Consider the following 22992-nt stretch of genomic DNA (forward strand, 5'->3'; position numbering starts at 1 on the left):
TTTTAATGATGTTTTTTTAACTAGCTCTAACCTATTCTATAGTTTTAGGCATTAGAAAATTAAATTTTATCCTAAATAAATAACGAATGAAAACACATAGTTTAATTAAAAGTTTAGTGCTTATAGGAATAAGTTCTCTTGGGTATGCACAAAATAGAAATACTTCAGAAAAACCCAATATAATTGTTTTTATGGCTGATGATATGGGGTATGCAGATACAGGATTTACGGGAGCAAAAGATATCAAAACCCCAAACTTAGACAACTTGGCTAAAAATGGAGTTTTCTTTAAACAAGGGTATGCCAACCATGCTTATTGTGGACCGAGTAGAGCAGCATTAATGTCGGGTCGTTATCAACACAGATTTGGTTTTGAAACCAATCCAGCATACGATCCTGCAAATCCGTATATGGGAATAGACAAAGGAGAAAAACTGTTTCCTAAAAGACTGCAAGAAGTTGGTTATAAAACGGGTGCTATAGGAAAATGGCATTTGGGGGCAGCAGCAGAATTTCACCCACTAAATCGTGGTTTTGATTATTTCTACGGATTTTTAGGAGGCGGACATGATTATTTTAGAATTGATGGAACTAAAAAAGTTTGGGAAGCTTATTTACAACCTTTGGTAAGAAACAAAAAAGCAGCAAATTTTGATGGATATTTGACAACAGCTCTAAGTAATGATGCAGCACAATTTGTAAAAAACAATAAAAAAGATCCTTTCTTTTTATACGTTGCTTATAATGCTCCACACATGCCGTTACAAGCTCCAAAAGAAGATATTGCTCGTTATGCACATATTAAAGACCCTAAAAGAAGGGTATACGCTGCCATGGTAGATGTGATGGATCGTGGAATTGGAAAAGTAATTCAATCATTAAAAGACAATGGAATTTATGAAAATACCTTAATATTTTTCTTAAGTGACAATGGAGGACCTCAGTCTAAAGCAGGAAGTACTAAAGGATGGAATGGTTCCAGTAACCAGCCTTTTAGAGGAGGTAAAGGGAATTTGTACGATGGTGGAGTGCACGTTCCGTTTTTTGCAAGTTGGCCAAACAAAATTAAGCCAGGTACTGTAGTAGATTACCCAGTAAACTCTTTAGATATTGGTAGAACTGCTGTAGAGGTTGCAGGAGGAGATGCTAGTGCGGCTCCTAAAATGGAAGGAGTAGATTTAATTCCGTTTGCCACAGGACAAGACAGCGGTGCTCCACATGATTATATTTACTGGAAGAGCGGGAACAAATGGTCTGTGTTGGCTGCAGATGGAACTAAACACGTGTTGGATAGAGATAGTAAAAAACCAGAATTATTTTTCTTACCGAAAGATGTTTCTGAGCAAAATGATATTTTATCTGAGAATGAACAAAAAGCAGAAAAGTTAAGAGCAGAGTGGGAAAATTGGAATAAAGGTAACATTGCTCCACAAATGATTAATTACAAAGGATACCATAAGCTAAGAGATCAGTTTTATAAAAACGCTGTACCTAAGGGAGCTAAACAAAAAAATAAATCATAGAACAGTCAGTATTTAAAGAACTGCTAAAAAAAAAGAGTCAAAATTTTTGGCTCTTTTTTTTTGATAAAAATTTAAACATTGCAGATTGTTCGTTTTTTTCAATATTAAATCTATTTTTGTTTCGCTAATTTGTCATAATATTTAAAAAATCCTGTTTTAAATATTACATTATTATAAGTATAATGCTTCAATTTGTTAAGAATAATATAATGTTAGGTGTAAAAAGAAAGAACGTAGCTTTTTTGGTGTTGTTCTATTTTTTTATATCTTTTTTTAACGTTGTAAACGCACAACAAATAGAAGCCATTTCTTTATTTGAAACTACAGATTTACCAACCACTGATGTTTCTAGAGTTCGTCAAGATAAAAAAGGGTTTATTTGGTTTGTTTCTGAAGATGGTTTGTACAGATTTGATGGTTATAAATATGAGCATCACGCGTTTTTAAACAATCATCCAGATTTTCCATTACGTAGAATTAAAAAGTTTGAATTTGATAATTTTGGTAGAGTTTGGTTAGACACTAAAGACAATCGCTTGTATTGTTACACTTTGGCTACTAAAGATTTACAAGAAATACGTTTTCCTAAAGACAGTATTTATTCCGATATAAATAGTATGACTTTGTGCAACGATAAATTATTTATAGGACACATAACTCCTCATTACTTTTCGTTAAAAAACCTAGATCTTAACAACATAAAACCCATTCAAATTAGTACGGTAAATAATACACGTTTAGGGTATTACAGAAACAATATTGTTTGGTTTGTTATGTCTAGCCATATGGTAATGTTTGATGCTAAAAAGGAAAAATTATTAAGAACCATTTCCATGCCAGTTAATGCAACAAGTATTTGTGTAGATGGATTTAACAATGTTTGGATTGGAGATAGTTCTAGAAAAATTAACATTTACAATACAAAAAAAAATACTTGGCAAACGCTAAACACTACCGTAAATGGAATTAAATGGATGGAATATGATGAAAAAAGGAACAAAATATTAGTTACCTCTTTTACAGATATTTATCAAATAGATTTAAATAAATCAAAAACAACATTAGAACACATACCGCTGCATAAAATTATTCAGAATGGTAGAGAAACTTTTATAGACAAACAAAACAACGCATGGTTGGTAGTTTCTAATAACGATTTAATCAAACTTAATTACGATGATTTAGAACCTTTTCATTTAAATTTTCAGCAATTATATAACGATCAAAATAGAAAGTTCTTGTTTCAAGATTTAACAGGAGATTACTGGTTGTCTGGTAGTCATGGGTTTACTAGAAAAAATTTAACAACACAAAAAGAAAAAACGTATTTACCCAATGCAGATGTTCGTTTTGTACAAAAATACAACGATAGTCTTTTTTATGTTTTTAGCCGTAAAGAGGTTTTTGAATGTAAGTACAATTCACAAAAACAAGATTTTGATATTGTTAAAAAAGTGAATAAGTCTCAAAGTCAAATGAAAAACATTATTTCTGGAATTAGAACCAAAGAAAATGTGTTTTGGTTTGGGAATAATAAGGGAATGTCTAGAATAAACATAAAAGATAACACGTTTGAAAATTTGCCAATACTAAAATGGAGTCGAGTAAGTTATATGGTTTACGACGAACAACACAATAGCATTTTAGCTAGTGCTACCAACAAAGGAATTTTTCAGTTTAATTTAGATGAGAATCATCAAGTGGTAGATGTGGTAAACATTAATCAATCTAAAAATTTAGGAAGCAATACCGTTCAATACATCCATATAGGCAAACAACATGTTTGGGCAGCTACCTCAAGAGGGTTGAGTAAGTTGATTTACAATCCACAAAAAAAACAATACGAGGTAGTAAAAAACTATACCACAGAAGATGGTTTGTCTCATAATTATGTTTCTACATTGTTGGCTCAAGATAAAAACACCTTGTGGGTTGGAACCAATCTAGGTTTGAGTAAATTAAATACTACTACTCAAAAGTTTAGCAATTATTACAAAGGTTTTGGTGATGCTGCTAATAGAATTACCAACCGATTTGCTTTGTATGCACAAGATCAACATATGTATTTTGGGGTCAATAAAGGGTTTTTAAAATTCAATCCTAAACAAATAAAAAAAAGCCCTTACCAATACAATATTTATATAGAAGACATTGAAATAAACGGTGTAAATGGAAAAAAAGCAGAAGATCTTAAAAAGTTAAATCATTATCAAAATTACATATCTTTTACCGTTTCTGTACCTAATTACATTTCGCCTAATGGAGTTAAATATCGTTATCGCATAGACAATCAGCCATGGAAAGCAAGTTTTGTACGTTTTCCTAGCTTTACAATCAACTCACTTTCATACGGAAACCATACGCTACAACTACAATGTAGTAATGAAGATGGAGTTTGGAATTCCGACATCAAAAAAATACACATGTATTTGGCACCCCCATTTTGGAAATCTTGGTGGTTTGTGTCTTTATTGTTATTACTTTTAATCGCGCTAATTCGTTTTTTAATCATAAGATTTAGATTTAAAAAAGAATTTGACATTCAACTAGGGATTGAAAAAAAATTAAGAGAAACAGATCAAGAAAAAATTAAATTTTTCACAGATGTTTCTCACGATTTAAAAACTCCTTTAACTATGATTAGTCGTCCTATAGAAAAAATGTTAGGACAAGATATTCCAGAACAAGAAAAAAGATATTTGTTAGAAACTGCATCTAAAAACACCAATCGCTTACTCAATTTGGTGAATCAAGTATTAAACTTTAGCACCATTCAAAGTGGAGATTTAACATTAAATATTCAAAGAATAGAACTTATTCAGTTTTTAAACACAATTGTATCAACATTTGCTTTTGAAGCATCACAAAAACAAATCAATTTTTCAATTCAAACAAAAGTTTCAGAACTTATTGTCTTTTTTGATAAAGAAAAAATAGAAAGAGTGTTGTACAATTTAGTGTCTAATGCGTTTAAAAACACTCCTAAAAACGGAAAAATTGTATTGGCGGTTTCTTTTGATGAGATGAATAAAACAGTCAGTATAGCTGTAGAAGATACTGGTGTTGGAATTAGAAAAGATAAGTTAAACAGAATATTTAAACGTTTTTATCAAACCGATTCACAAAATGTTGGGCAAGGAATAGGGCTGTCTATTGTAAAAGAATATATAGAAGCTCATGATGGAAATGTAACCGTAGAAAGCGAATACAAAAAAGGAACTAAAATTACTTTTGTACTACCTGTAGAAGATGTTTTGGTTGCTAAAGAACCACAAGAAGAAGAAACAAATCAGAAAGACGATAAAAAACACACGGTTCTAGTAATAGAAGATGATGATGAATTAAGAGATTATATATGCTATGAATTAAAACCTTTTTATAAAATATACACTGCTACAAACGGAAAAAGAGGAGTAGAATTGGCTATAGAAAAGAAACCTAATTTGGTTTTAACCGATTTAAGAATGCCCGAAATGAATGGTGCAGAATTGTGTGACACGTTAAAAAATGACATAAGAACTTCTTATATTCCCGTAATTGTAATTACAGCTTTTAGCGGAATGGAGTTAGAAGCTCTGGCCATTGGTGCAAATGATTATATTTCTAAGCCTTTAAATATTGATAGTTTATTGTTAAAAATTAAAAACCACTTAAATGTTTTAGATCAGGCTAAAGAAAATTTAGATAGAGAAATTCGTTTGACTCCAAAAGAAGATCAAACAGAAAGTCCTCAAAAACTATTCATTAGTAAAATTATGAAGGTGATAGAAGAAGAATTTATCCATCAAAAATTAGACATAGAATTGTTAACTTCTAAAATGAATATGTCTAAAAGTGTTCTGTATAAAAAGGTTTTAGAATACACGGGTCAGTCTGTAAACGAATTGATTACTACAATTAAAATAAAAAAGGCAGAAGAATTATTACTAAATTCTAACCATTCTTTTAACGAAATAACCTACATACTTGGTTATAATGATAGCAAATACTTTAGGAGTTTGTTTAAAAAGAAAAATGGAGTTACTCCGTTGCAATTCAAGAAGAAACACAAAGAAAACAAAGACTAAAACAAATGTCTTTAGCTGTATATTGCATGTGTTCCCCCTTTTTTAAGGAATATACCCCCTCTTTTTTTAGTGATATGATAGTTAATTTTGAAGTACATTGAAAAATGTGAAACAAAAACAACTTTTTAAAGAACATATCAAAAAATGAAGTTAAGACTTGTTGTAGCTATTGTATTAACATTTCTATTTTCTGGAATTATTTTTTTACCAGAAAATATAACAAACACTTGGAGTGCTTTTATAGGAAATTTTCATCCTTTATTTTTACATCTACCCATAGGTGCATTACTAGCTTTGTTTGTTATAGAAATATTTCAGCTATTTAACCCAACACTAAAATTAGAAACAATAGGCCAGCCTTTGTTATGGTTTTCTGTAATTACAGTAATTCCTACAGTATTAGCAGGTTTTATGTTGGCTGCTTCAGGTGGTTATAACACAAGCGTATTAAGTTTTCATAAATGGTTGGGAGTTTTAACCGCCCTTATTAGTGTTTGGTTGTTAGTGTTACACTATTGGTTGTATCGTAAGAATAAGAAAAAAACAGTTTATAAAATTGTTTTAGGGATTAATGTAGTTGTACTTTCTTTAGCAGGACACTACGGAGGGTCTTTAACGCATGGCAATGGTTATTTAACCAAAGACATGCCATTGGTTCTTCAGAAATTATTAGGCATAGAACCCAAAGAAACCTATAAAAAAATACAGACAGATACTATTGTAGCAACCAAAGAAATTTCTAAAAACATTCAGGTATTTCAACAAGAAATACAGCCCATTTTAAGTACACGTTGTTTTGAGTGTCATAACGAAAACAAACAAAAAGGGGACTTGCGTTTAGATACGTTAGATTGGGATGTGACCACAACACATGGAGCCAAAATTTGGGACGATATTTTGTTTGAGGTATCAGAAAAAAATATGCCACCAGAAGAAAAAGAGCCTTTAACAGATGTGCAAAGAAAAATTATTGTTCAATGGATACAGAATTCCTTTAAAAAACAAAAATCAAATCAAGCAGAAATAACAAAAAGCAAACAGGAGAAAACAAAAGAAAAGCCTGTGTTGGCACAAGCAACTCCTAAAATCACTAAAAAATTATCTAAAGAAGAATTAAATTATAGAAAAAATATTCAGCCAATTTTTAGTAAATATTGTTACCAATGCCATAACTCCAAAAGACAAAAAGGAAATATGCGTTTGGACAACTTAGATTGGAATATGCTAAAAGGTCACGATGCCGAAAAATGGCATTCTGCTCTAGATGAAATTAACAAAGGGGAAATGCCTCCTAAAAACAAACCACAACCCAATCGTTTTGAAAGAGAAAAAATAGTGAATTGGATGACATTGTCTTTAGCCAAAGCAGCAGATGCAAAGCAGGTGGCAAATAATGGAGTAATGCGTAGGTTGACTAAAAAACAATACACACACACATTAAATGAATTGTTAGGTTTGCCAATTAATTTTGGAAATGTATTGCCAGATGATGGAATTTCTAAAATGGGATTTAGTAACAATGGAGAAGTATTACAAATATCGCCGTTACATTTAGATTACTATCAAAAAATAGCAAGAGAAGCTTTAAGTAAAACCATTGTATTTGGTAACAAACCCAAGTCTACCAAGTACAAAGTTACGTTTGGAAAAGGGATTGGTACAGGTAAACCAGGAGCTGTTTTTGGTGGTTTTCAATCCATTGCCATGAGTAAAGATGATTTTGTTGTTCAGGTAGCTAAAGGAGATGAATCTTATGAAAATTCGTTATATGATAGCATTAAAAATAAGATTGGTTTTGATTTTAGAGGGTCTGATCCCGATCGTTTTAGTGTAGTTAAAGAAGGGCTTTTAATGCAATCTGCCAAGCCTCATAAAGAAGAGCCTCCAAAATCTTGGCAAGGTCCATCACCTAATGTAAAAATGGTAATTAGAGATTACTTTCCAGGAAAAGGAAGCTTTGCTTTTAGAATGGAAGCCTCTAAAGGATATATTGATGAACACAGCGAAATGGTTTTTCCTATAAAAAATCAAAAGCTGAGAGCAAAAACGGAAGCTTCTATTGTTATTGCAGCAAAAGACATTGATATTAAAAAAGGAAAGAATTTAATTATTGATAAAGACCAAACTTTAATTCAAGCTAAAGACGTTACTAAGTGGGTAAACGCAAAATTTAAATACAATGTAAAAAAAGAAGGGTATTATCAGGTAGATATTATGCATCCATATGTTCACAAAGACGAAAAAAAGTCTATTAGTTTAGGTTTGTTAGGTGTGGGAGGACAAAAAATATCGCATTTATTTAAAGAAGGAGTTAAACAAGAACAAAAACAGACTACAGTAACTCCTATAGGTTTGGTATATTTAAAAAAAGGGAAACATTTAGGACTTTTACAAAGACCGTTTTTTGTAGGAATGCACAAGATTATTTTAACTCCAGTTGAGGAAGGAAATTCTATATTAAAAGGGATTAGAGGTAAAGTAGAATTAAATACTCAAAAATATAAAAACGAGTTTCCTTCTGTAAGAACTTTTGCAGGTACACGTACAGATGACGGACAAGATTATTTAAATTACGATGTACCTAAAATAGTACAGACTCCATTTGGTAAAACACAACAGTTAGAATTTACCGGGTATTTTGAAGATTTACCTGTACCAATGTACAATCCTAATGATAATGGTGAGTTTTCTAATATGATGCATATTGGTTTTTGGAATAATTTTTTGGTAAAAAACGCCAACGATTCTGGACCTGTATTGCTGGTTAAAAGTGTAGAACTAGAAATGCCTTATCATCCAGTATGGCCTCCAAAAAGTCACACAAAAATATTTTTTGATTCGCCTAACCAAAGCAATAAAGAAGTATATACTAAAGAAGTTCTAACAAAGTTTATGGAACGTGCTTTTAGAAGAAAAGTAGCAGAAAATGAAGTAAACAGATACATGAGTTTTTGGCAATCTATTCGCAATGATTTTCCAAGGTATGAAGACGGAGTTAAAGAAACTTTGGTTGCAGTATTGTGTTCTCCTAACTTCTTGTACATTTTAGACCAGAACAACCCTAAAATAAATCAAAAAAATAGTGATTATTATTTGGCTTCTAAATTGTCGTATTTTTTATGGAATTCACCTCCAAATCAAGAACTAATCAACTTGGTTTCTAAAGGAACGTTTAGACAAGAATTGTCTCAGCTTATAGAAACCATGACCAAAGACCCAAAGGTAATGCGTATGATTCGTTCTTTTGCTACAGAATGGTTGCGTATAGATAGGCATAATGGAATGAATACAAGTGTGAAACACTATGCAGATTACAATCGTTTTGTAAAGGAAGATATGAATAACGAAACCTTTTACTTTTTAGAATACATACTAAAAAACAACTTAAGTATTCTGAATTTTATTGATTCTGATTTTGCCATGTTAAATCAAAACTTAGCAGAGTTTTATGGGGTAGATGGGGTAAAAGGACACAATTTTAGACCTGTAGCAGTTTCCAAAGAAATAAACAGAGGAGGGTTGTTGTCTCAAGGAGCATTTTTAAATGGTCATTCCGATGGGGTACAAGCACATCCTATAAAAAGAGCAGTTTGGTTAAAAGAAAAAATCTTAGGAGACCCCGCACCGCCACCACCACCCAATGTTCCAGAAATTGACCCAGATACTCCTGGTTTTGAAAAAATGACTTTAAAGGAACAATTAGAGCTGCATAGAAACAAACCCTCTTGTTTAAGTTGTCATCAAAAAATTGATCCGTATGGAGTTGTTTTTGAAAATTTTGATGCCGTTGGTAGGTTCCAAACCAAAGTCAAAGGAAGGATTATAGATTCTAAATCTATATTGCCAGATGGAACTGAAGTTGTGGGGATTAAAGGAATTAAAGAATATATTTTAACACAAAAAAAAGAAGAAGTTACACGTTCTGTAGTAAAGCATTTGTTTGCTTATGCATTGGGTAGAAACGTAACATTTGCAGATGATAAAGAAATAAATAACATCGTTAAAAAGGTAAGAGAAGATAATTACAGATTTCAAACCATTATTAAAGAGATTGTTTTGAGTCCGTCATTTTCTAAAAAAATATAGACAATAAAAAATAAGGTTATGAGTAAAAAATCTTGGCATATGGACAGAAGAAGCTTTGTAAAAGGCTTAGGAGTAGCATGTATGTTACCGTATTTAGAATGTATGGGAATGACTAAATTATCTGTAATGGATGCTCCCAACAAAGTTGATATTCCTAAAAGATTGGTTTATTTATATACTCCCAATGGAGTAGCTATGCCTCCTAAAGAAAGTGAGTTTTATCAAAAATGGAATTGGTTTCCTATGGGAAAAGGAGCCAATTATCAATTTACCAACACACTGTCTTCTTTAGAACCTTACAGAAAAGAATTGTCTGTTTTAGGAGGGTTAAGTCATCCATTTAGTAGAAATGTATTAGGGCATATTGCAGGAGATACCTGGTTAACAGGTGGAGATTTACGAAGTGCATATAACAATAGTATTTCGGTAGATCAAATGGCTGCAAGACACTTAAAAGAAAAAACACGTTTTCCATCGTTAGTCTTGTCTACCGATGGGGGGGTAGGATACAAGTCTAGGGCTTCTACTTTGTCTTTTGATTCTTCAGGAAAAGCCATTCCATCAGAACATAGACAACGAGAAATTTTTGAACGTTACTTTTCTCCAAACGGAGGAGGAACTACAACGCAAAGAAGAAAATCTTTGCAGCAAGGAAAAAAAATTGTAGATCTAATTTTAGAAGATAGCAAAGCTTTAAATAGAAAGTTAGGAGCCAATGATAAAGCTAAAATGGATGAGTATTTAACATCGTTAAATAGAGTAGAACAGCAAGTGGTTAGAAATGAGAAATGGTTAGATATTCCTTTAAAAAAGTTTGATTCTGATCATTTGAATTTAGAAGTAACACCTCAAGATCCTGAAGCATATTTAAGAGCTACACTAGATTTAATTGTAATTGGTTTACAAACCGATGCTACTCGTGTGGTTACCTATATGATGGCTCGTGAAGACGGAATGGGCTTTGGAGATAGTTTTCCAAAATTTACATTAGGCTTGCCAGGTCATCACAGTATAACTCATGATAAAAAAGCTGGACATTGGGAAGAATGGGGGAAATACGACCAATGGTTGGCCAAGCAATTTGCTTACTTTTTAGACAGAATGAAAAACACTACAGATGAATACGGTCCTTTATTGGACAATACATTGGTTTTGTATGGAAGTTCATGTAGTTCTACTCACAATGCAAATAATTGTCCGTTAATTTTAGCAGGTGGTAAAAACATGGGAGCCAAACACGGAACATATACAGAGTTTGATCCTAAACATGTACACTTGTCAAATTTATTTGTAAGCATGTTAAATTCGGTAGGTTTAGAAACAGAGAAGTTTTCGGATAGCACTGGAACTTTGCCTTCTATTTTGGTGTAAGAATTACCGCATAAAAATTATCAATAACAAAAACTATAAGAAATTCAGTTGCCAATAACAAGCAGCTAACAACTAAAACAAAAAATATGTCAAATCAAAAAAATGCACCTGTAGTAAGTAAGGAATTGTTAATTCCGTTTATTGTTATTACTTCTTTATTTGCCCTTTGGGGATTTGCAAACGATGTAACCAATCCTATGGTTACTGCCTTTAAAAAAGTAATGCCAGAGTTGAGTTGGTTTCAGGCTTATTTGGTACAATTTGCTTTCTATTTTGGCTATGGATGTATGGCTTTACCAGCAGCATTGTTTATTAGAAAGTATAGTTATAAAATGGGAATTTTAGTAGGACTAGGGTTGTATGCTGTAGGGGCTTTTTTATTTTATCCTGCCTCTTCTTTAGAAGACTACAATTTCTTTTTAATTTCTTTATATGTAATTACTTGCGGATTGTCTTTATTAGAAACTACCGCCAATCCATTAATTTTATCTTTAGGAGACAAATCTACAGCAACTAGACGATTGAATTTAGCACAAGCATTTAATCCTATTGGATCTTTGTCAGGAATGTTAATAGCTCAATTTGTGGTTTTAAGTCAAATTCAATCTAATCAATATGATGAAACAAGTTATGAAGCTTTAGATACTGCTGCTAAAGTAGCTATGCGTACTCAAGATTTAGGAATTATTAGCACACCCTATTTAGGGATTGGAGCTGTTGTTTTAGTGGTTTTGGTTGTTGTATGGTTTACAAAAATTCCTAAAGTTCAAGAGGAAGAAGAAATTACTTTAAAAGAATCTTTTCAAAAAATATTTGCCAAAAAAGCTTTTTTACCTGGAGTGCTTACTCAGGCTACCTATGTGGGAGCACAAATTATGTGTTGGACAGCTATTTTTCAATATGTAGAATATTTAAATCAATCTAGACCTGCAGACGACCAGTTGCAAGCAACGTACTGGAACATGTTTGCCATGTCTATCTTTTTAGCAGGACGTTTTATTGCCACAGGGTTGATGAGTAAATTTAAAGCTCCAAAATTATTGTTTATCTACGCAATAATGTCTGTATTGTGTTGTTTGGGAGCTATAGTAATACCTGGAATGGCTGGTTTGGTAAGTTTGGTTTTTGTGTCTTTGTTTATGTCTATTAATTTTCCAACTATTTATGGAATTGCTCTAAAAGATATGGATGGAGAGGCCAAAGTAGGATCTGCATTTTTAGTAATGGCCATTGTAGGTGGGGCTATTTTTCCTCCATTACAAGGATTGATTATTGATATAGGAGGACCCGAATTGGCCAACACAACCATTTTGGGTGTACCTGAAGTAAAATTTTCGTTCATTATGCCTATGATTTGTTTGATTCCTGTAATTTTTTACGGATATAGTAATTCTAAAAAGGCTTAACAATTGGTTTTTATTAGAAACAATTGTTGGATGTGTTTTTTTTTGTTTTTTATAGAAAGTCTGTGTAGTCAAACTATGGTAAAAAATAGTCGTAAAGAATTAAGAAATACACTACAGCCTTTTTTTGTTCCAGTGACTATTGATAAGGAGTTTATAGCCAAAAACAAATTAAAGATAGCTTTGGGAAAGCAATTATTTTATGATCAAAATTTGTCATTAGGAAAAGGAGTTTCTTGTAACAGTTGCCATAATTTACAGAAGTACGGTACCAATGGAGCTTACTATTTAAATCAAAAAACAAAAGGAAAATTTTATAGAGATGTTCCATCTGTGTATAACAATTTAACATATGAATTGTATAATGCTGATGGTGGTTTGGATAACTATACTCAAAAAATAAAGGAATCTTTTTTAAATTCTTATGAGATGGGAGTGTCTCATATATCTAACATAATTACCTATTTAAGAGAGCATCCAATTTATCAAGAAAAAATAAAAAAAGTATTTCCTAAAAATCATCAAAATATTAGCTTCAATAATATAGTAGAGGTATTGCAATGTTTTATGAAGGAATTAAAAACTCCTGCTCCTATAGATGATTTTATGAATGGAAATGATAAAGCTTTAACAGAAGTTCAAGTTCAGGGAGGTAAATTGTTTGTGAGTAAAGCTTGTTATTCTTGTCATACGGGCTCTAACTTTGGAGGACAAATGATTCAAAAATTAGGAATAGAACATCCATGGCCCAACCAACAAGATTTAGGGTTTTATCATATTCATAAAGCTTCTGCTTATAAAATGTTTTTTAGGGTTGCACCGCTTAGGAATGTAGAAAAAACAGCCCCTTATTTTCACGATGGATCTTCTTTGGTATTAAAAGAGGCTATTGTTAAAATGGGAATTTATGAAAGGGGCATTCAACTAAAAAAAGCAGAGGTCGTTAAAATTCAAGAATTTTTAAAATCTTTTACAGGAAAAATATCTAAAGAATATATTAAAATCGAATAAATGAAAAGAATAAATCAACCTATAAAATGGACTCTGTTAATTTGCATTGTTTTGTTAGCTGTTTCTTGTCGTCAAAATACAAATAGTGTTACAGTTGTTAATAGTAAAGAGCAATGGCCAATGTCTGGCGGTCCTAACGGAAGTTGGAAAGTAGAAACAAACCATCATATACCTATTAAATGGTCTGTAAGAACAGGAGAGCATATTAAGTGGAAAACAACATTGCCAGAAGGTGGGCAAAGTGGAATTGCTGTTTGGAAAGATAAATTATTTTTAACCATCAACCCACCAAATAACAATCCAAAGTATACGGATTTGTTAAAAGCTTATAAAAAAGTAAAGCAAACGTATGACAAAGGGTTTAAGGTTGCTTTACAAGCTATAGAAAAAAAGAAGCATAAAAAATTTAAAGAGGTTCAAAAAAAATATGAGACACTTTGTACAGAGTGGCAAAATGTATTGGCAGAAAATAACTATTACCAACATGGTTCTGCTTTGGAAAAACCAGAGATAGAAAACAATATGATGAGAAAACATCCGTTAGGAAAACAATATGCCAAAGCTTTAACGGAGTATAAAATGCATGTACATCAACAATCTAACAATTTGCAAGAATTGTATTCTGATTTAAAAAACAAAGAAAAATTGTTAAAAGGTGGAGCAGTAAGTAAAGATATTGTTTTGATGTGCTTGGATTCTGAAACAGGAGAAATTCTTTGGCAACAGCCTATAAAAGGAACAATAGACAGTCAGTACAATTATGGGTTTAGCGATGCAACCACTCCATGTCCGGCTACTGATGGAAAAAATGTATGGGCAATTAATGCAAGTGGTGGAATGGCATGTTTTACAATGGACGGAGCGCTTGTTTGGGAGCGAACTTGGGTGCCAACAACTGGAAGACCTTTTAACAAACAATTTGATTCTATGTTGTTCCAAGATTTAGTTCTGAATGTTGAGCCTCCTGTAGATGGAGATTCTGAAAGAATAAAAGAATGGAATTATTTGCATGCTTTTCATAAAAAAACGGGAGAACGTGCTTGGGTAACCAAACAAGCAATTACACATTACAACACTCCTATATTGGGAGAAACAATAAATGGAAAACCAGCGGTGTTAATAGGTAGAGGCGGACCACATGGAGTTCCAGAAAGACCCGTTGGATTAAGTCTTATTTCTTTAGCTAAAGAAAATCAGGGAATAGAAATTTGGAATTGGCAACCTAAAGAACCCAATAAATTATCTGGTTGGGGAGCATTAAGCACTCAGCATTGGAATAGTGGTAAAGCTTCTTGGTTTGATAAAGGTGAGCATCATACTATTATTGATGCTAATACAGGAAAATTTATAGCTAAAAAACAGTTAAATATTGTCAATCAATATAATTTTGATACGGTAAAACAAAGCTATGTTTTAGCAGAAAATGTAAAATTAAAAGGATTACAAAATCAAAGACATTGCAATTTTTTTACAGAAAACAATGTGTATTATATGGTACGTTACAGTCCGTATTTAGCCAAACACAATACAATTACAGGAGAAAATGAACATTTGGAAGTACCAAGAAATATAGATGCTAAAGGAAACTATGTTTACAAACATCCTCAAATCAACGATGGGTTGAATTCTAAGGGGCAGTTAAATGCTGCTGATGCAAGAACAAGAGGAAATGGTTTTCAAAAATGTTTTTTAGGATCGCCAACAATGATTAATAATTACCTGTTTTTTACCAATGCTGTAGGAATGGTTTATGTAGTTGACGTAAATGCAACCAATTTTGACGAATCTGCTTTGGTAGCCGTAAATGATTTGGGTGAAAGCGGAAAAACATGGTCCGTAAATTCATTGAGCTATGCCAATGGAAAAATATACCATAGAACTATGAAAGAAGTTATTTGTATTGAATAAAACAAAGCCCACTATCTAATTAGGTAGTGGGCTTTGTTTAGTTTATTGTTTTTTGGGGTTGTAAAGAATAATTACTTGAACTAGTATAGCCATTACAATTAAAAATACAATTTCTCCTTGGGTAAACAAATCAATAGTATTCATAGCTTTGTTGCTAATAAACATTTGCTGTCTTCCTTCTTTTAACTGTACTTTAGATAGTTTGTATAAATATTGTTTGATTTGTTTTGTATTTCTAAGCAAACTATTATTGTTTTTGTAGTTGTTGTCTACAAATTGCTGTTCCAATACTTTTAATTGCTCAAACTCTTTTTTAAAGTTGTTAAAAAACAAATGTTCTTTGTCGGTAAGTTTAGTCTGTTCGTATTTGTCAATTAAATTCGATATATCAATATTGTGTTTTTTGTTTTTGGTATGAAAATAAGAAGTGTCGGATGTTACAAAAGCAATTTCTTTGTCTTGAACAAGTATAGAAATTTCAAACAACAAATCATTAGCAACAATTCTATCCTCATAAATTGTTGTTACAGACTTTTTTAGTCTGTTAAAATTGTCTTTATCAATAAGGTTTGTAGCTAAAACAATAGCAAAAACCAATAAAACACTAGCGGCCCACTTAATTCTACTAAAAATAGTCATACTCTTAAAATTGTTTGAATCAAATTTATTAAGAATATTATAATTTTTACCTATAAAAAATAAAAATATAGCAGTAATTTTTACAAGATAATGTAGAAAATAAAGAATTTATAAATTGTGTATTTTTTTATAGGTAAGCCAATCTAAATATAAGTTTTCTGTTTTAGTTCTAGCCCAAGGAGTGGTTCTTAAAAACTTTAAACTACTTTTAAAAGTAGGGTGGTTTCCAAAACACTTAATTCCTGTTTCTTTTTCCATTTCTTCCCAACCAATATTTTCAATAAGTTCGGTTAAAATATCGGCTAGTTTAATTCCGTGTAGCGGATTGTTAGGTTGTGTCATAAACAATATATATAAATGCAAAAATAAGCTCTAAATATGAATAAAGCCACTAATTGACCTATAGAATGTAATAAGAGGTTTTTTTTAAAGAATTATAGAGTAAATGTTGTTTAAAATTCTTTTACAGTATATGAATTGTGTGTATACGTAAACAACTAATTCTACAGTTAAACATATGGTTTTGATTACAGTCTAAATTCTGAAATTAAAACTTAAAATTAAAACAGCGTATGAAGTATTTATTAAAATCATTGTTCTTATTAGGACTATTCTTTCACGGAAGTTTGTTAAAAATCCATGCTCAAAAGAAACCTAATTTGCTTTACATTATAACAGATGAACATAACTTTAGAACTATAGGGGCTTATAGAGAGTTATTGTCTGATAATGAAGCTTACATGTGGGGAAAGAAAGCTTTTGTAGATACTCCTAATTTAGATTATTTAGCTCATAACGGAGCTATTTTAACAAGTATGTATGCGACAGCTCCATCGTGTACACCATCAAGAGCCGCTATGTTTACAGGTAATTACCCACATACGGTTAAAATGCCTAAGAATGGATATGTGTTGTCTCACGACATTCCTACTTTGGCAGATGTGTTGGTTAAGAATGGTTATGAAACAGGTTATACAGGTAAATTACATTTAATAGGACATCCTAAACCTAATTGGTCGCCAAAATATAGTTATGGTTTTCAACACAAAAAATACATGTTTAACGGTGGACATTGGAAAAAATTTGAATTAGATAAAGATGGAAACCCCAAAATAGGTAGTGTAAATGCTAAAGGAGAACCTAACACAAAATTAAATGGAGCCGATGAAAAGTCTTTTGCTACAGATTGGTTAACAGACAGAGCACTTGAATATATAGATTCAAAAAAAGGGTCAAAAGCTCCGTTTTTTCAAGTAATAAGTTTTCCAGACCCTCATACCAACAATACAGTAAGAGCACCGTATGATACCATGTACAATATTAAAGATGTTGAATTGCCTAAAACATTTAATCTAGAATATAACAAAGAAATGCCTGCTTGGAAAAATCCTGAATTGGATTTTGCTGTTGATAAAAAATCAAAAGAAAAAAAGTTTAAAAAAAGTTATACGACAGAAAAAGTAAAAAGAAAATTAAAGAATGATATTACTCAATATTTTGGAATGGTAAAATGTATTGATGATAATATAGGTAAGGTGATTAACAGATTAAAACAGAATGGACAATTAGACAACACCATCATTATTTTTTCATCAGATCATGGAGATTTGTTAGGGGAATATGGTAGAGATAACAAAGGAGTTCCTCAAGAAGGATCTGCTAAAATTCCATTTATTGTTTATTACCCTAATTTAATAAAGCCAGGAACCATTGTAAACAAAGCGGCCAACAATACAGATTTAATGGATACTGTATTGGCATTAATGAATGTTACAGATTTTGATCCAAATACAACAGAGGGTAGAGATATTAGTCCGTGGTTGTTAGGTAAACAAGACAAATCTTTAGAAGATGTTACGTTTGTTACTTACCAATGGTGGACATCTGTAATGACAGATAGATATAAACTAGTTTTAGACAAAGGAATGACCAAACCTTGGTTGATTGATTTAGAAAAAAATCCAGATGAATTAACTAATTTTATTGATGACAAAGCTTATCAACCTATTGTTAAAGAATTAGCTAAAAAATTAAAAGAGTATGGGAAAAAACACAAAGACCCTGTGGTTTTAGATCCTAAAATAGAGAATCAGTTGAACAAATTGATATAAACAAATCAAAAAGAAAAAAAACAGCTTACCAATAAAAGGTAAGCTGTTTTTTTATGAAATGCTTAAAATAAAAAAGTTACAGAAATCAATAGCCATAAAATACACACGTTTTTGTACTTTTGCACCAAATTTAAAACAAGAATCATGTTAACAGTTTCAAACTTATCAGTACAATTTGGAAAGAGGGTATTGTTTGATGAAGTGAATACAAAATTTACGCAAGGAAATTGCTATGGAGTTATTGGTGCAAACGGTGCAGGTAAATCTACATTTTTAAAGATTATATCTGGTAAAATGGAAGCTACCTCTGGGCACGTTACCTTAGATCCAGGAAAACGTATGTCTGTATTAACCCAAGACCATTATGCTTTTGATGAGTATACGGTATTAGAAGCTGTTTTAATGGGGAATAAAGAGCTTTACAAAATAAAAACCGAAATAGATGCGTTGTATGCTGATTATACAGATGAAAACGCTGAGAAAATAGGTGAATTACAAGTAAAGTTTGAAGAAATGGACGGTTGGAATGCCGATGCAGCTGCCGCTACCATGTTGTCTAATTTAGGAATAAAGGACGATTTGCATTATACCTTATTGGCAGATTTAGATGGAAAAACCAAAGTACGAGTATTGTTAGCGCAATGTTTGTTTGGGAACCCAGATGTGCTAATTATGGATGAGCCTACCAACGATTTGGATTTTGAAACCATTGCTTGGTTAGAAAACTTTTTAGCAAATTATGAAAATACAGTTATCGTTGTATCGCATGACCGTCACTTTTTAGATGCAGTTTGTACGCATATTTCAGATATCGACTTTGGAAAAATTAATCATTTTTCAGGAAACTATTCTTTCTGGTACGAATCTTCTCAATTGGCAGCAAAACAACGTCAGCAAGCCAATAAAAAAGCTGAAGATAAAAAGAAAGAATTAGAAGATTTTATTCGTCGTTTTTCTGCCAATGTAGCCAAGTCTAAACAAGCTACATCTCGTAAAAAAATGATTGAAAAGTTAAATGTAGATGAAATAAAACCTTCGAGCAGAAGATATCCAGCTATTATTTTTGAAAGAGATCGTGAAGCAGGAGATCAGATTTTAAACATAGAAAATTTATCTAAATCTTTTGAGGGAGAGCCTTTGTTTAAAGGTATTGATATCAATTTGTCTAAAGGAGATAAAGTATTGGTAGTTTCTAAAAATTCTAAAGCGGTAACCTCATTTTACCAAATAATTATGGGGAATGAGTCTGCGGATACTGGAGAATATAAATGGGGAATTACGACCAATCAATCTTATTTGCCATCAGATAATTCAGAGTTTTTTGTAGATGAAAAATTAAACTTGGTAGATTGGTTACGTCAATATGCAAAAACAGAAGAGGAAAGAGAAGAAGTTCATTTAAGAGGTTTCTTAGGAAAAATGATTTTTAGTGGAGAAGAGGCTTTAAAAAAATGTAACGTATTATCTGGAGGAGAAAAAGTACGTTGTATGTTGTCTAGAATGATGATGACCAGAGCAAACGTTTTGGTGTTAGATGAGCCAACCAATCACTTAGATTTAGAGTCTATTCAGGCATTAAACAACTCGTTAAAAAACTTTAAAGGAACGGTGTTGTTTTCTACACATGACCACGAATTTGCACAAACGGTTGCTAACAGAATTATAGAAATTACACCTAATGGAGTAATTGATAAATATGCTACGTTTGATGAGTATTTAGATGATCCAAAAATTAAAGAATTAAGAACTAAAATGTATCAATAACATTTTTGATTATACTCGTAAAAAGGCGAATCTTGTTTTAAGATTCGCCTTTTTATGTAATTAACTATAGGGTTACTCTACCAAATTAACCATAGATAAATCTACGGCACCTTTTAATTCTGTAGATAGTTCTCCTAACCACCCCATGTTTACTTGCGATCCAGTATATACTTTTATAAAATCGATACCTTTCAAAGTAACAGGATTCATATCACTGTCAACAGCCCAATCAATATCAAAAGCATTTCCATTTCCGTTTTTACTATAATCAGCATCGTAATTGTCTACATACCCCCATTCTAAAGGTTCTGTTGAAATAAAGCTAGTTCCGTTTACTGTAGGAAATAATCTAGTTCCAGAATAGGTAACTTGATCTTGTTCTTTTATAAAAAGAGGATATTTATTAAGAGTTCCAACACTTAACTCACCATTGTTTCCTTTGTTATCTGTCCAAGTAACAGCTTTAGTGTTGCTTTTAGGATTGGTGTATGTTATGGTGTAATTGTGAAGTGTTTCGGCTTTGGCATGTGCACTTCCTGCAATTTCGTACCAAGTATCGTCTGCTAATCCGTTTCCATTTTCATCAAAAGAAACTTGTACAATACCAGGTTCAGAAAATGTAGAAAAAGCATTTCCATAAATAATAAAATCTTTATCGTTGGCTCTGTTTACTACCGTATGATCAAAAGTAAAAATGATAGAACCACCCCAAGCTCCCAAAGAAATAAGTCCTGTTTTTCCACCTACTACTGTTTCAGCAGATTCTAAATTCCCAAGATTTTTATTAATGTATTGTCCTGCAGCCGGATTATAGGATAGAACTTTAGAAATGTATTCACTACTTTCTGATGTTATAGGACGTGCATACTCTTTAAAAAAATCTATAGGCTCTGGATCGTTATCTTTTTCTATAGGTTGTTCAGTAATATCCTCTACAGGTTCAATGTTTTCTTCTTTTTCACAAGCTGTAAAAGTAAAAAGAGAAATGCTTAAAAAAGCGGCTAATAAATGTTTGTTTGTCATTTGTTTGTATTTAAAATAGTTGATAATTCACATTATTTTAAAACAAAACACCAAGGAATAATAGGATAAATCCAATAATAATTTACCCAAAGCTATAACTCCCGAAAGCTTTGTTTTTGTAATTATTGGCAGGTATTCTGACTCGTTTCACTTATTTAACCCTTCCCATCTTTTTGCAGACAGTGGTAATGTTAAAAAGCTGTTTCTGTTTTTTACAGAGAAACTTACAGCAGCGGGAACTGTTCAGGATTTACACCTGATTCCCTTTTAATGCACATGTTTTATATAAAAAATGTACAACCAAAAATCGTGGCAAAATTATAATATTTTAAATGTTAAACAGTATAAAACGTAAAATATATGTAAAGTACTGAATAGGGAGCTTATACAAATACTATTGTGTTATTTGTAAGTTGATTCGTACATGTTGTTTAGTAAATTTTGAATAAAATCATTTTGCTCTGTTTCTATACTCAACCAACTAGCAACAGCATTTACAGAACTAAAAATTTCATAATGATTGCGTTTAAAATGTTCGTTAAGCACATATACCATAGAAGCAACAACTTGTTCTGGGTTGGCTGTGTAAATGGCAACTCTTGCAGCTCCGGTAAGTTTTAAATTGTTAGAAATCCATGTTCCACAATCATACAACTCTTCTCTAGACATTTGAACCTTAGTAAATCTAACATCAATAATAAAACCATAACTACTATTAAACTTAGAATCATTAATAATTTGTGTGGTTAAGTTTTTTATAGCCATAAAAGTTAAATCACCTTGGTAATATTCAATAATTAGTTTTAAGTTTTGTATTATAATGTATTTAGAAGTGTTGATATTTGTTTTGTTAGGCATATTAATTTGGGGTGGGGTTGTTCTTATTAAATTTAGTGCTAATTTAAGTTTTTTAAAACTGAGTGTTTTCACAAGGAAATTTAAAACAATTCTTTAATTAAGCCTATAAACCTTATATTTGCATGTTAGAAATAAGGGTAAGAAACAATTGTTTTTACGACCCATTAGCCAAACAAATCATATGGCAAATATTAGAGAAGAACTTAAGAAAAGAATTTTAGTATTAGATGGTGCTATGGGTACCATGATTCAGCAATACAAATTTACCGAAGAAGATTATAGAGGTGAGCAATTTAAAGATTGGCATGTTTCTGTAAAAGGAAATAATGATATGTTATCTATCACTCAACCCACAGCTATTAAAGAAATACATGCAAAGTATTTTGAAGCAGGTGCAGATATAGCAGAAACCAATACATTTTCTAGTACAACCATTGCCATGGCAGATTATGAAATGGAAGATTATGTATATCAATTAAATTACGAATCTGCTAAAATTGCCAAAGAAGTAGCTCAGGAGTTTACTGCTAAAGAACCACACAAACCTCGTTTTGTAGCAGGTTCTATAGGACCCACAAACAGAACCTTAAGCATGTCTCCAGATGTAAACGACCCTGGTTTTAGAGCCGTTACATTTGATGAATTACGCATTGCATACAAGCAACAAACAGAAGCTTTGCTAGATGGAGGTTGTGATATTTTATTGGTAGAAACCGTTTTTGATACGTTAAATGCAAAAGCAGCTTTATTTGCGATAGAAGAAGTAAAAGCAGAAAGAAACATAGAAGTTCCTATTATGTTGAGTGGTACTATTACCGATGCATCAGGTAGAACGTTATCTGGGCAAACAGCCGAAGCTTTCTTAATTTCAGTATCTCACATTCCATTATTAACTGTAGGTTTAAATTGTGCCTTAGGAGCAGATGCATTAGTCCCTCATTTAGAGGCTATTTCTAGCAATACTCAATTTGGAGTTTCTGCACACCCAAATGCTGGTTTGCCAAATGCTTTTGGAGAGTACGACGAAACTCCTGAACAAATGGCTTCTCAAATTCAAAACTATTTGGATAAGAATTTAATCAATATTATTGGAGGATGTTGTGGTACAACACCAGCACATATTAAAGCTATTGCCGATATTGCGGCCAAAGCAGAGCCTAGAAAAGTTGCAGAGCAACTTTGTACGAAATAATATAGTTATAATATTGAGACTTAGTACTAAATACTC

14 protein-coding genes and 1 riboswitch are annotated in these 22992 nt (G+C 31.8%); of the genes, 10 read left to right on the top strand and 4 right to left on the bottom strand.

Annotation, left to right across the window (positions count from 1 at the left end):
* Window positions 1–86: 86 nt before the first annotated feature.
* The 7 genes from ACY2IJ_RS00810 to ACY2IJ_RS00840 all read left to right on the top strand — a co-directional run bounded on the left by ACY2IJ_RS00810 (window position 87) and on the right by ACY2IJ_RS00840 (window position 15369).
* Window positions 87–1523, top strand: a complete 1437-nt coding sequence (locus ACY2IJ_RS00810; protein ID WP_476725263.1) for a sulfatase-like hydrolase/transferase — start codon at window positions 87–89, stop codon at window positions 1521–1523.
* A gap of 209 nt (window positions 1524–1732) precedes the next feature.
* The gene (locus ACY2IJ_RS00815; protein WP_476725264.1) at window positions 1733–5590 is read left to right on the top strand and encodes a hybrid sensor histidine kinase/response regulator transcription factor; all 3858 of its coding nucleotides are present in this window, start codon (window positions 1733–1735) and stop codon (window positions 5588–5590) included.
* A 144-nt stretch (window positions 5591–5734) separates the two neighbouring features.
* The gene (locus tag ACY2IJ_RS00820) at window positions 5735–9676 is read left to right on the top strand and encodes a DUF1588 domain-containing protein (protein ID WP_476725265.1); all 3942 of its coding nucleotides are present in this window, start codon (window positions 5735–5737) and stop codon (window positions 9674–9676) included.
* Between the two features lie 18 nt (window positions 9677–9694).
* Window positions 9695–11047: a DUF1552 domain-containing protein gene (locus ACY2IJ_RS00825; protein ID WP_476725266.1), complete on the top strand. Its 1353-nt coding sequence runs from the start codon at window positions 9695–9697 to the stop codon at window positions 11045–11047.
* Window positions 11048–11133: 86 nt separating this feature from the next.
* Window positions 11134–12453 carry an L-fucose:H+ symporter permease gene (gene fucP / locus ACY2IJ_RS00830; RefSeq protein WP_476725267.1) on the top strand — a complete coding sequence of 440 codons (1320 nt, stop codon included), beginning with the start codon at window positions 11134–11136 and terminating at the stop codon, window positions 12451–12453.
* Window positions 12454–12528: 75 nt separating this feature from the next.
* Window positions 12529–13461 (top strand): cytochrome-c peroxidase, encoded by a 933-nt coding sequence (locus ACY2IJ_RS00835; RefSeq protein ID WP_476725268.1) that lies wholly within the window; start codon window positions 12529–12531, stop codon window positions 13459–13461.
* Window positions 13462–15369: an outer membrane protein assembly factor BamB family protein gene (locus ACY2IJ_RS00840; RefSeq protein WP_476725269.1), complete on the top strand. Its 1908-nt coding sequence runs from the start codon at window positions 13462–13464 to the stop codon at window positions 15367–15369.
* A gap of 42 nt (window positions 15370–15411) precedes the next feature.
* Here ACY2IJ_RS00840 and ACY2IJ_RS00845 read toward each other — a convergent pair whose 3' ends face one another.
* Window positions 15412–16008 (bottom strand): MCP four helix bundle domain-containing protein, encoded by a 597-nt coding sequence (locus ACY2IJ_RS00845; protein WP_476725270.1) that lies wholly within the window; start codon window positions 16006–16008, stop codon window positions 15412–15414.
* 108 nt (window positions 16009–16116) lie between these two features.
* The gene (locus ACY2IJ_RS00850; RefSeq protein ID WP_476725271.1) at window positions 16117–16350 is read right to left on the bottom strand and encodes a VF530 family protein; all 234 of its coding nucleotides are present in this window, start codon (window positions 16348–16350) and stop codon (window positions 16117–16119) included.
* Window positions 16351–16580: 230 nt separating this feature from the next.
* On the opposite strand from ACY2IJ_RS00850, the gene ACY2IJ_RS00855 reads away from it, so the two are divergent.
* A complete protein-coding gene (locus tag ACY2IJ_RS00855) occupies window positions 16581–18119 on the top strand; it encodes a sulfatase family protein (RefSeq protein WP_476725272.1) in 1539 nt (512 codons plus the stop codon).
* Between the two features lie 144 nt (window positions 18120–18263).
* Window positions 18264–19883, top strand: coding sequence for an ABC-F family ATP-binding cassette domain-containing protein (locus ACY2IJ_RS00860; protein ID WP_476725273.1), 1620 nt, complete (start codon window positions 18264–18266; stop codon window positions 19881–19883).
* 72 nt (window positions 19884–19955) lie between these two features.
* On the opposite strand, the gene ACY2IJ_RS00865 is transcribed toward ACY2IJ_RS00860, so the two are convergent.
* Window positions 19956–20906 (bottom strand): PKD domain-containing protein, encoded by a 951-nt coding sequence (locus tag ACY2IJ_RS00865; protein WP_476725274.1) that lies wholly within the window; start codon window positions 20904–20906, stop codon window positions 19956–19958.
* Between the two features lie 110 nt (window positions 20907–21016).
* Window positions 21017–21226, bottom strand: a riboswitch (cobalamin riboswitch).
* 82 nt (window positions 21227–21308) lie between these two features.
* Window positions 21309–21764, bottom strand: coding sequence for a hypothetical protein (locus tag ACY2IJ_RS00870; protein WP_476725275.1), 456 nt, complete (start codon window positions 21762–21764; stop codon window positions 21309–21311).
* A gap of 181 nt (window positions 21765–21945) precedes the next feature.
* Between ACY2IJ_RS00870 and ACY2IJ_RS00875 the strand changes: the two genes are divergently transcribed.
* Window positions 21946–22956 (top strand): homocysteine S-methyltransferase family protein, encoded by a 1011-nt coding sequence (locus ACY2IJ_RS00875; protein ID WP_476725276.1) that lies wholly within the window; start codon window positions 21946–21948, stop codon window positions 22954–22956.
* Window positions 22957–22992: the final 36 nt, after the last annotated feature.

The sequence above is a fragment of the Wenyingzhuangia gracilariae genome (genome assembly GCF_056387575.1).

Coding starts and splice junctions, on each gene's coding strand:
- ACY2IJ_RS00810 (WP_476725263.1), top strand. CDS start 87: ATGAAAACACATAGTTTAATTAAAAGTTTAGTGCTTATAGGAATAAGT.
- ACY2IJ_RS00815 (WP_476725264.1), top strand. CDS start 1,733: ATGTTAGGTGTAAAAAGAAAGAACGTAGCTTTTTTGGTGTTGTTCTAT.
- ACY2IJ_RS00820 (WP_476725265.1), top strand. CDS start 5,735: ATGAAGTTAAGACTTGTTGTAGCTATTGTATTAACATTTCTATTTTCT.
- ACY2IJ_RS00825 (WP_476725266.1), top strand. CDS start 9,695: ATGAGTAAAAAATCTTGGCATATGGACAGAAGAAGCTTTGTAAAAGGC.
- fucP (WP_476725267.1), top strand. CDS start 11,134: ATGTCAAATCAAAAAAATGCACCTGTAGTAAGTAAGGAATTGTTAATT.
- ACY2IJ_RS00835 (WP_476725268.1), top strand. CDS start 12,529: ATGGTAAAAAATAGTCGTAAAGAATTAAGAAATACACTACAGCCTTTT.
- ACY2IJ_RS00840 (WP_476725269.1), top strand. CDS start 13,462: ATGAAAAGAATAAATCAACCTATAAAATGGACTCTGTTAATTTGCATT.
- ACY2IJ_RS00845 (WP_476725270.1), bottom strand. CDS start 16,008: ATGACTATTTTTAGTAGAATTAAGTGGGCCGCTAGTGTTTTATTGGTT.
- ACY2IJ_RS00850 (WP_476725271.1), bottom strand. CDS start 16,350: ATGACACAACCTAACAATCCGCTACACGGAATTAAACTAGCCGATATT.
- ACY2IJ_RS00855 (WP_476725272.1), top strand. CDS start 16,581: ATGAAGTATTTATTAAAATCATTGTTCTTATTAGGACTATTCTTTCAC.
- ACY2IJ_RS00860 (WP_476725273.1), top strand. CDS start 18,264: ATGTTAACAGTTTCAAACTTATCAGTACAATTTGGAAAGAGGGTATTG.
- ACY2IJ_RS00865 (WP_476725274.1), bottom strand. CDS start 20,906: ATGACAAACAAACATTTATTAGCCGCTTTTTTAAGCATTTCTCTTTTT.
- ACY2IJ_RS00870 (WP_476725275.1), bottom strand. CDS start 21,764: ATGCCTAACAAAACAAATATCAACACTTCTAAATACATTATAATACAA.
- ACY2IJ_RS00875 (WP_476725276.1), top strand. CDS start 21,946: ATGGCAAATATTAGAGAAGAACTTAAGAAAAGAATTTTAGTATTAGAT.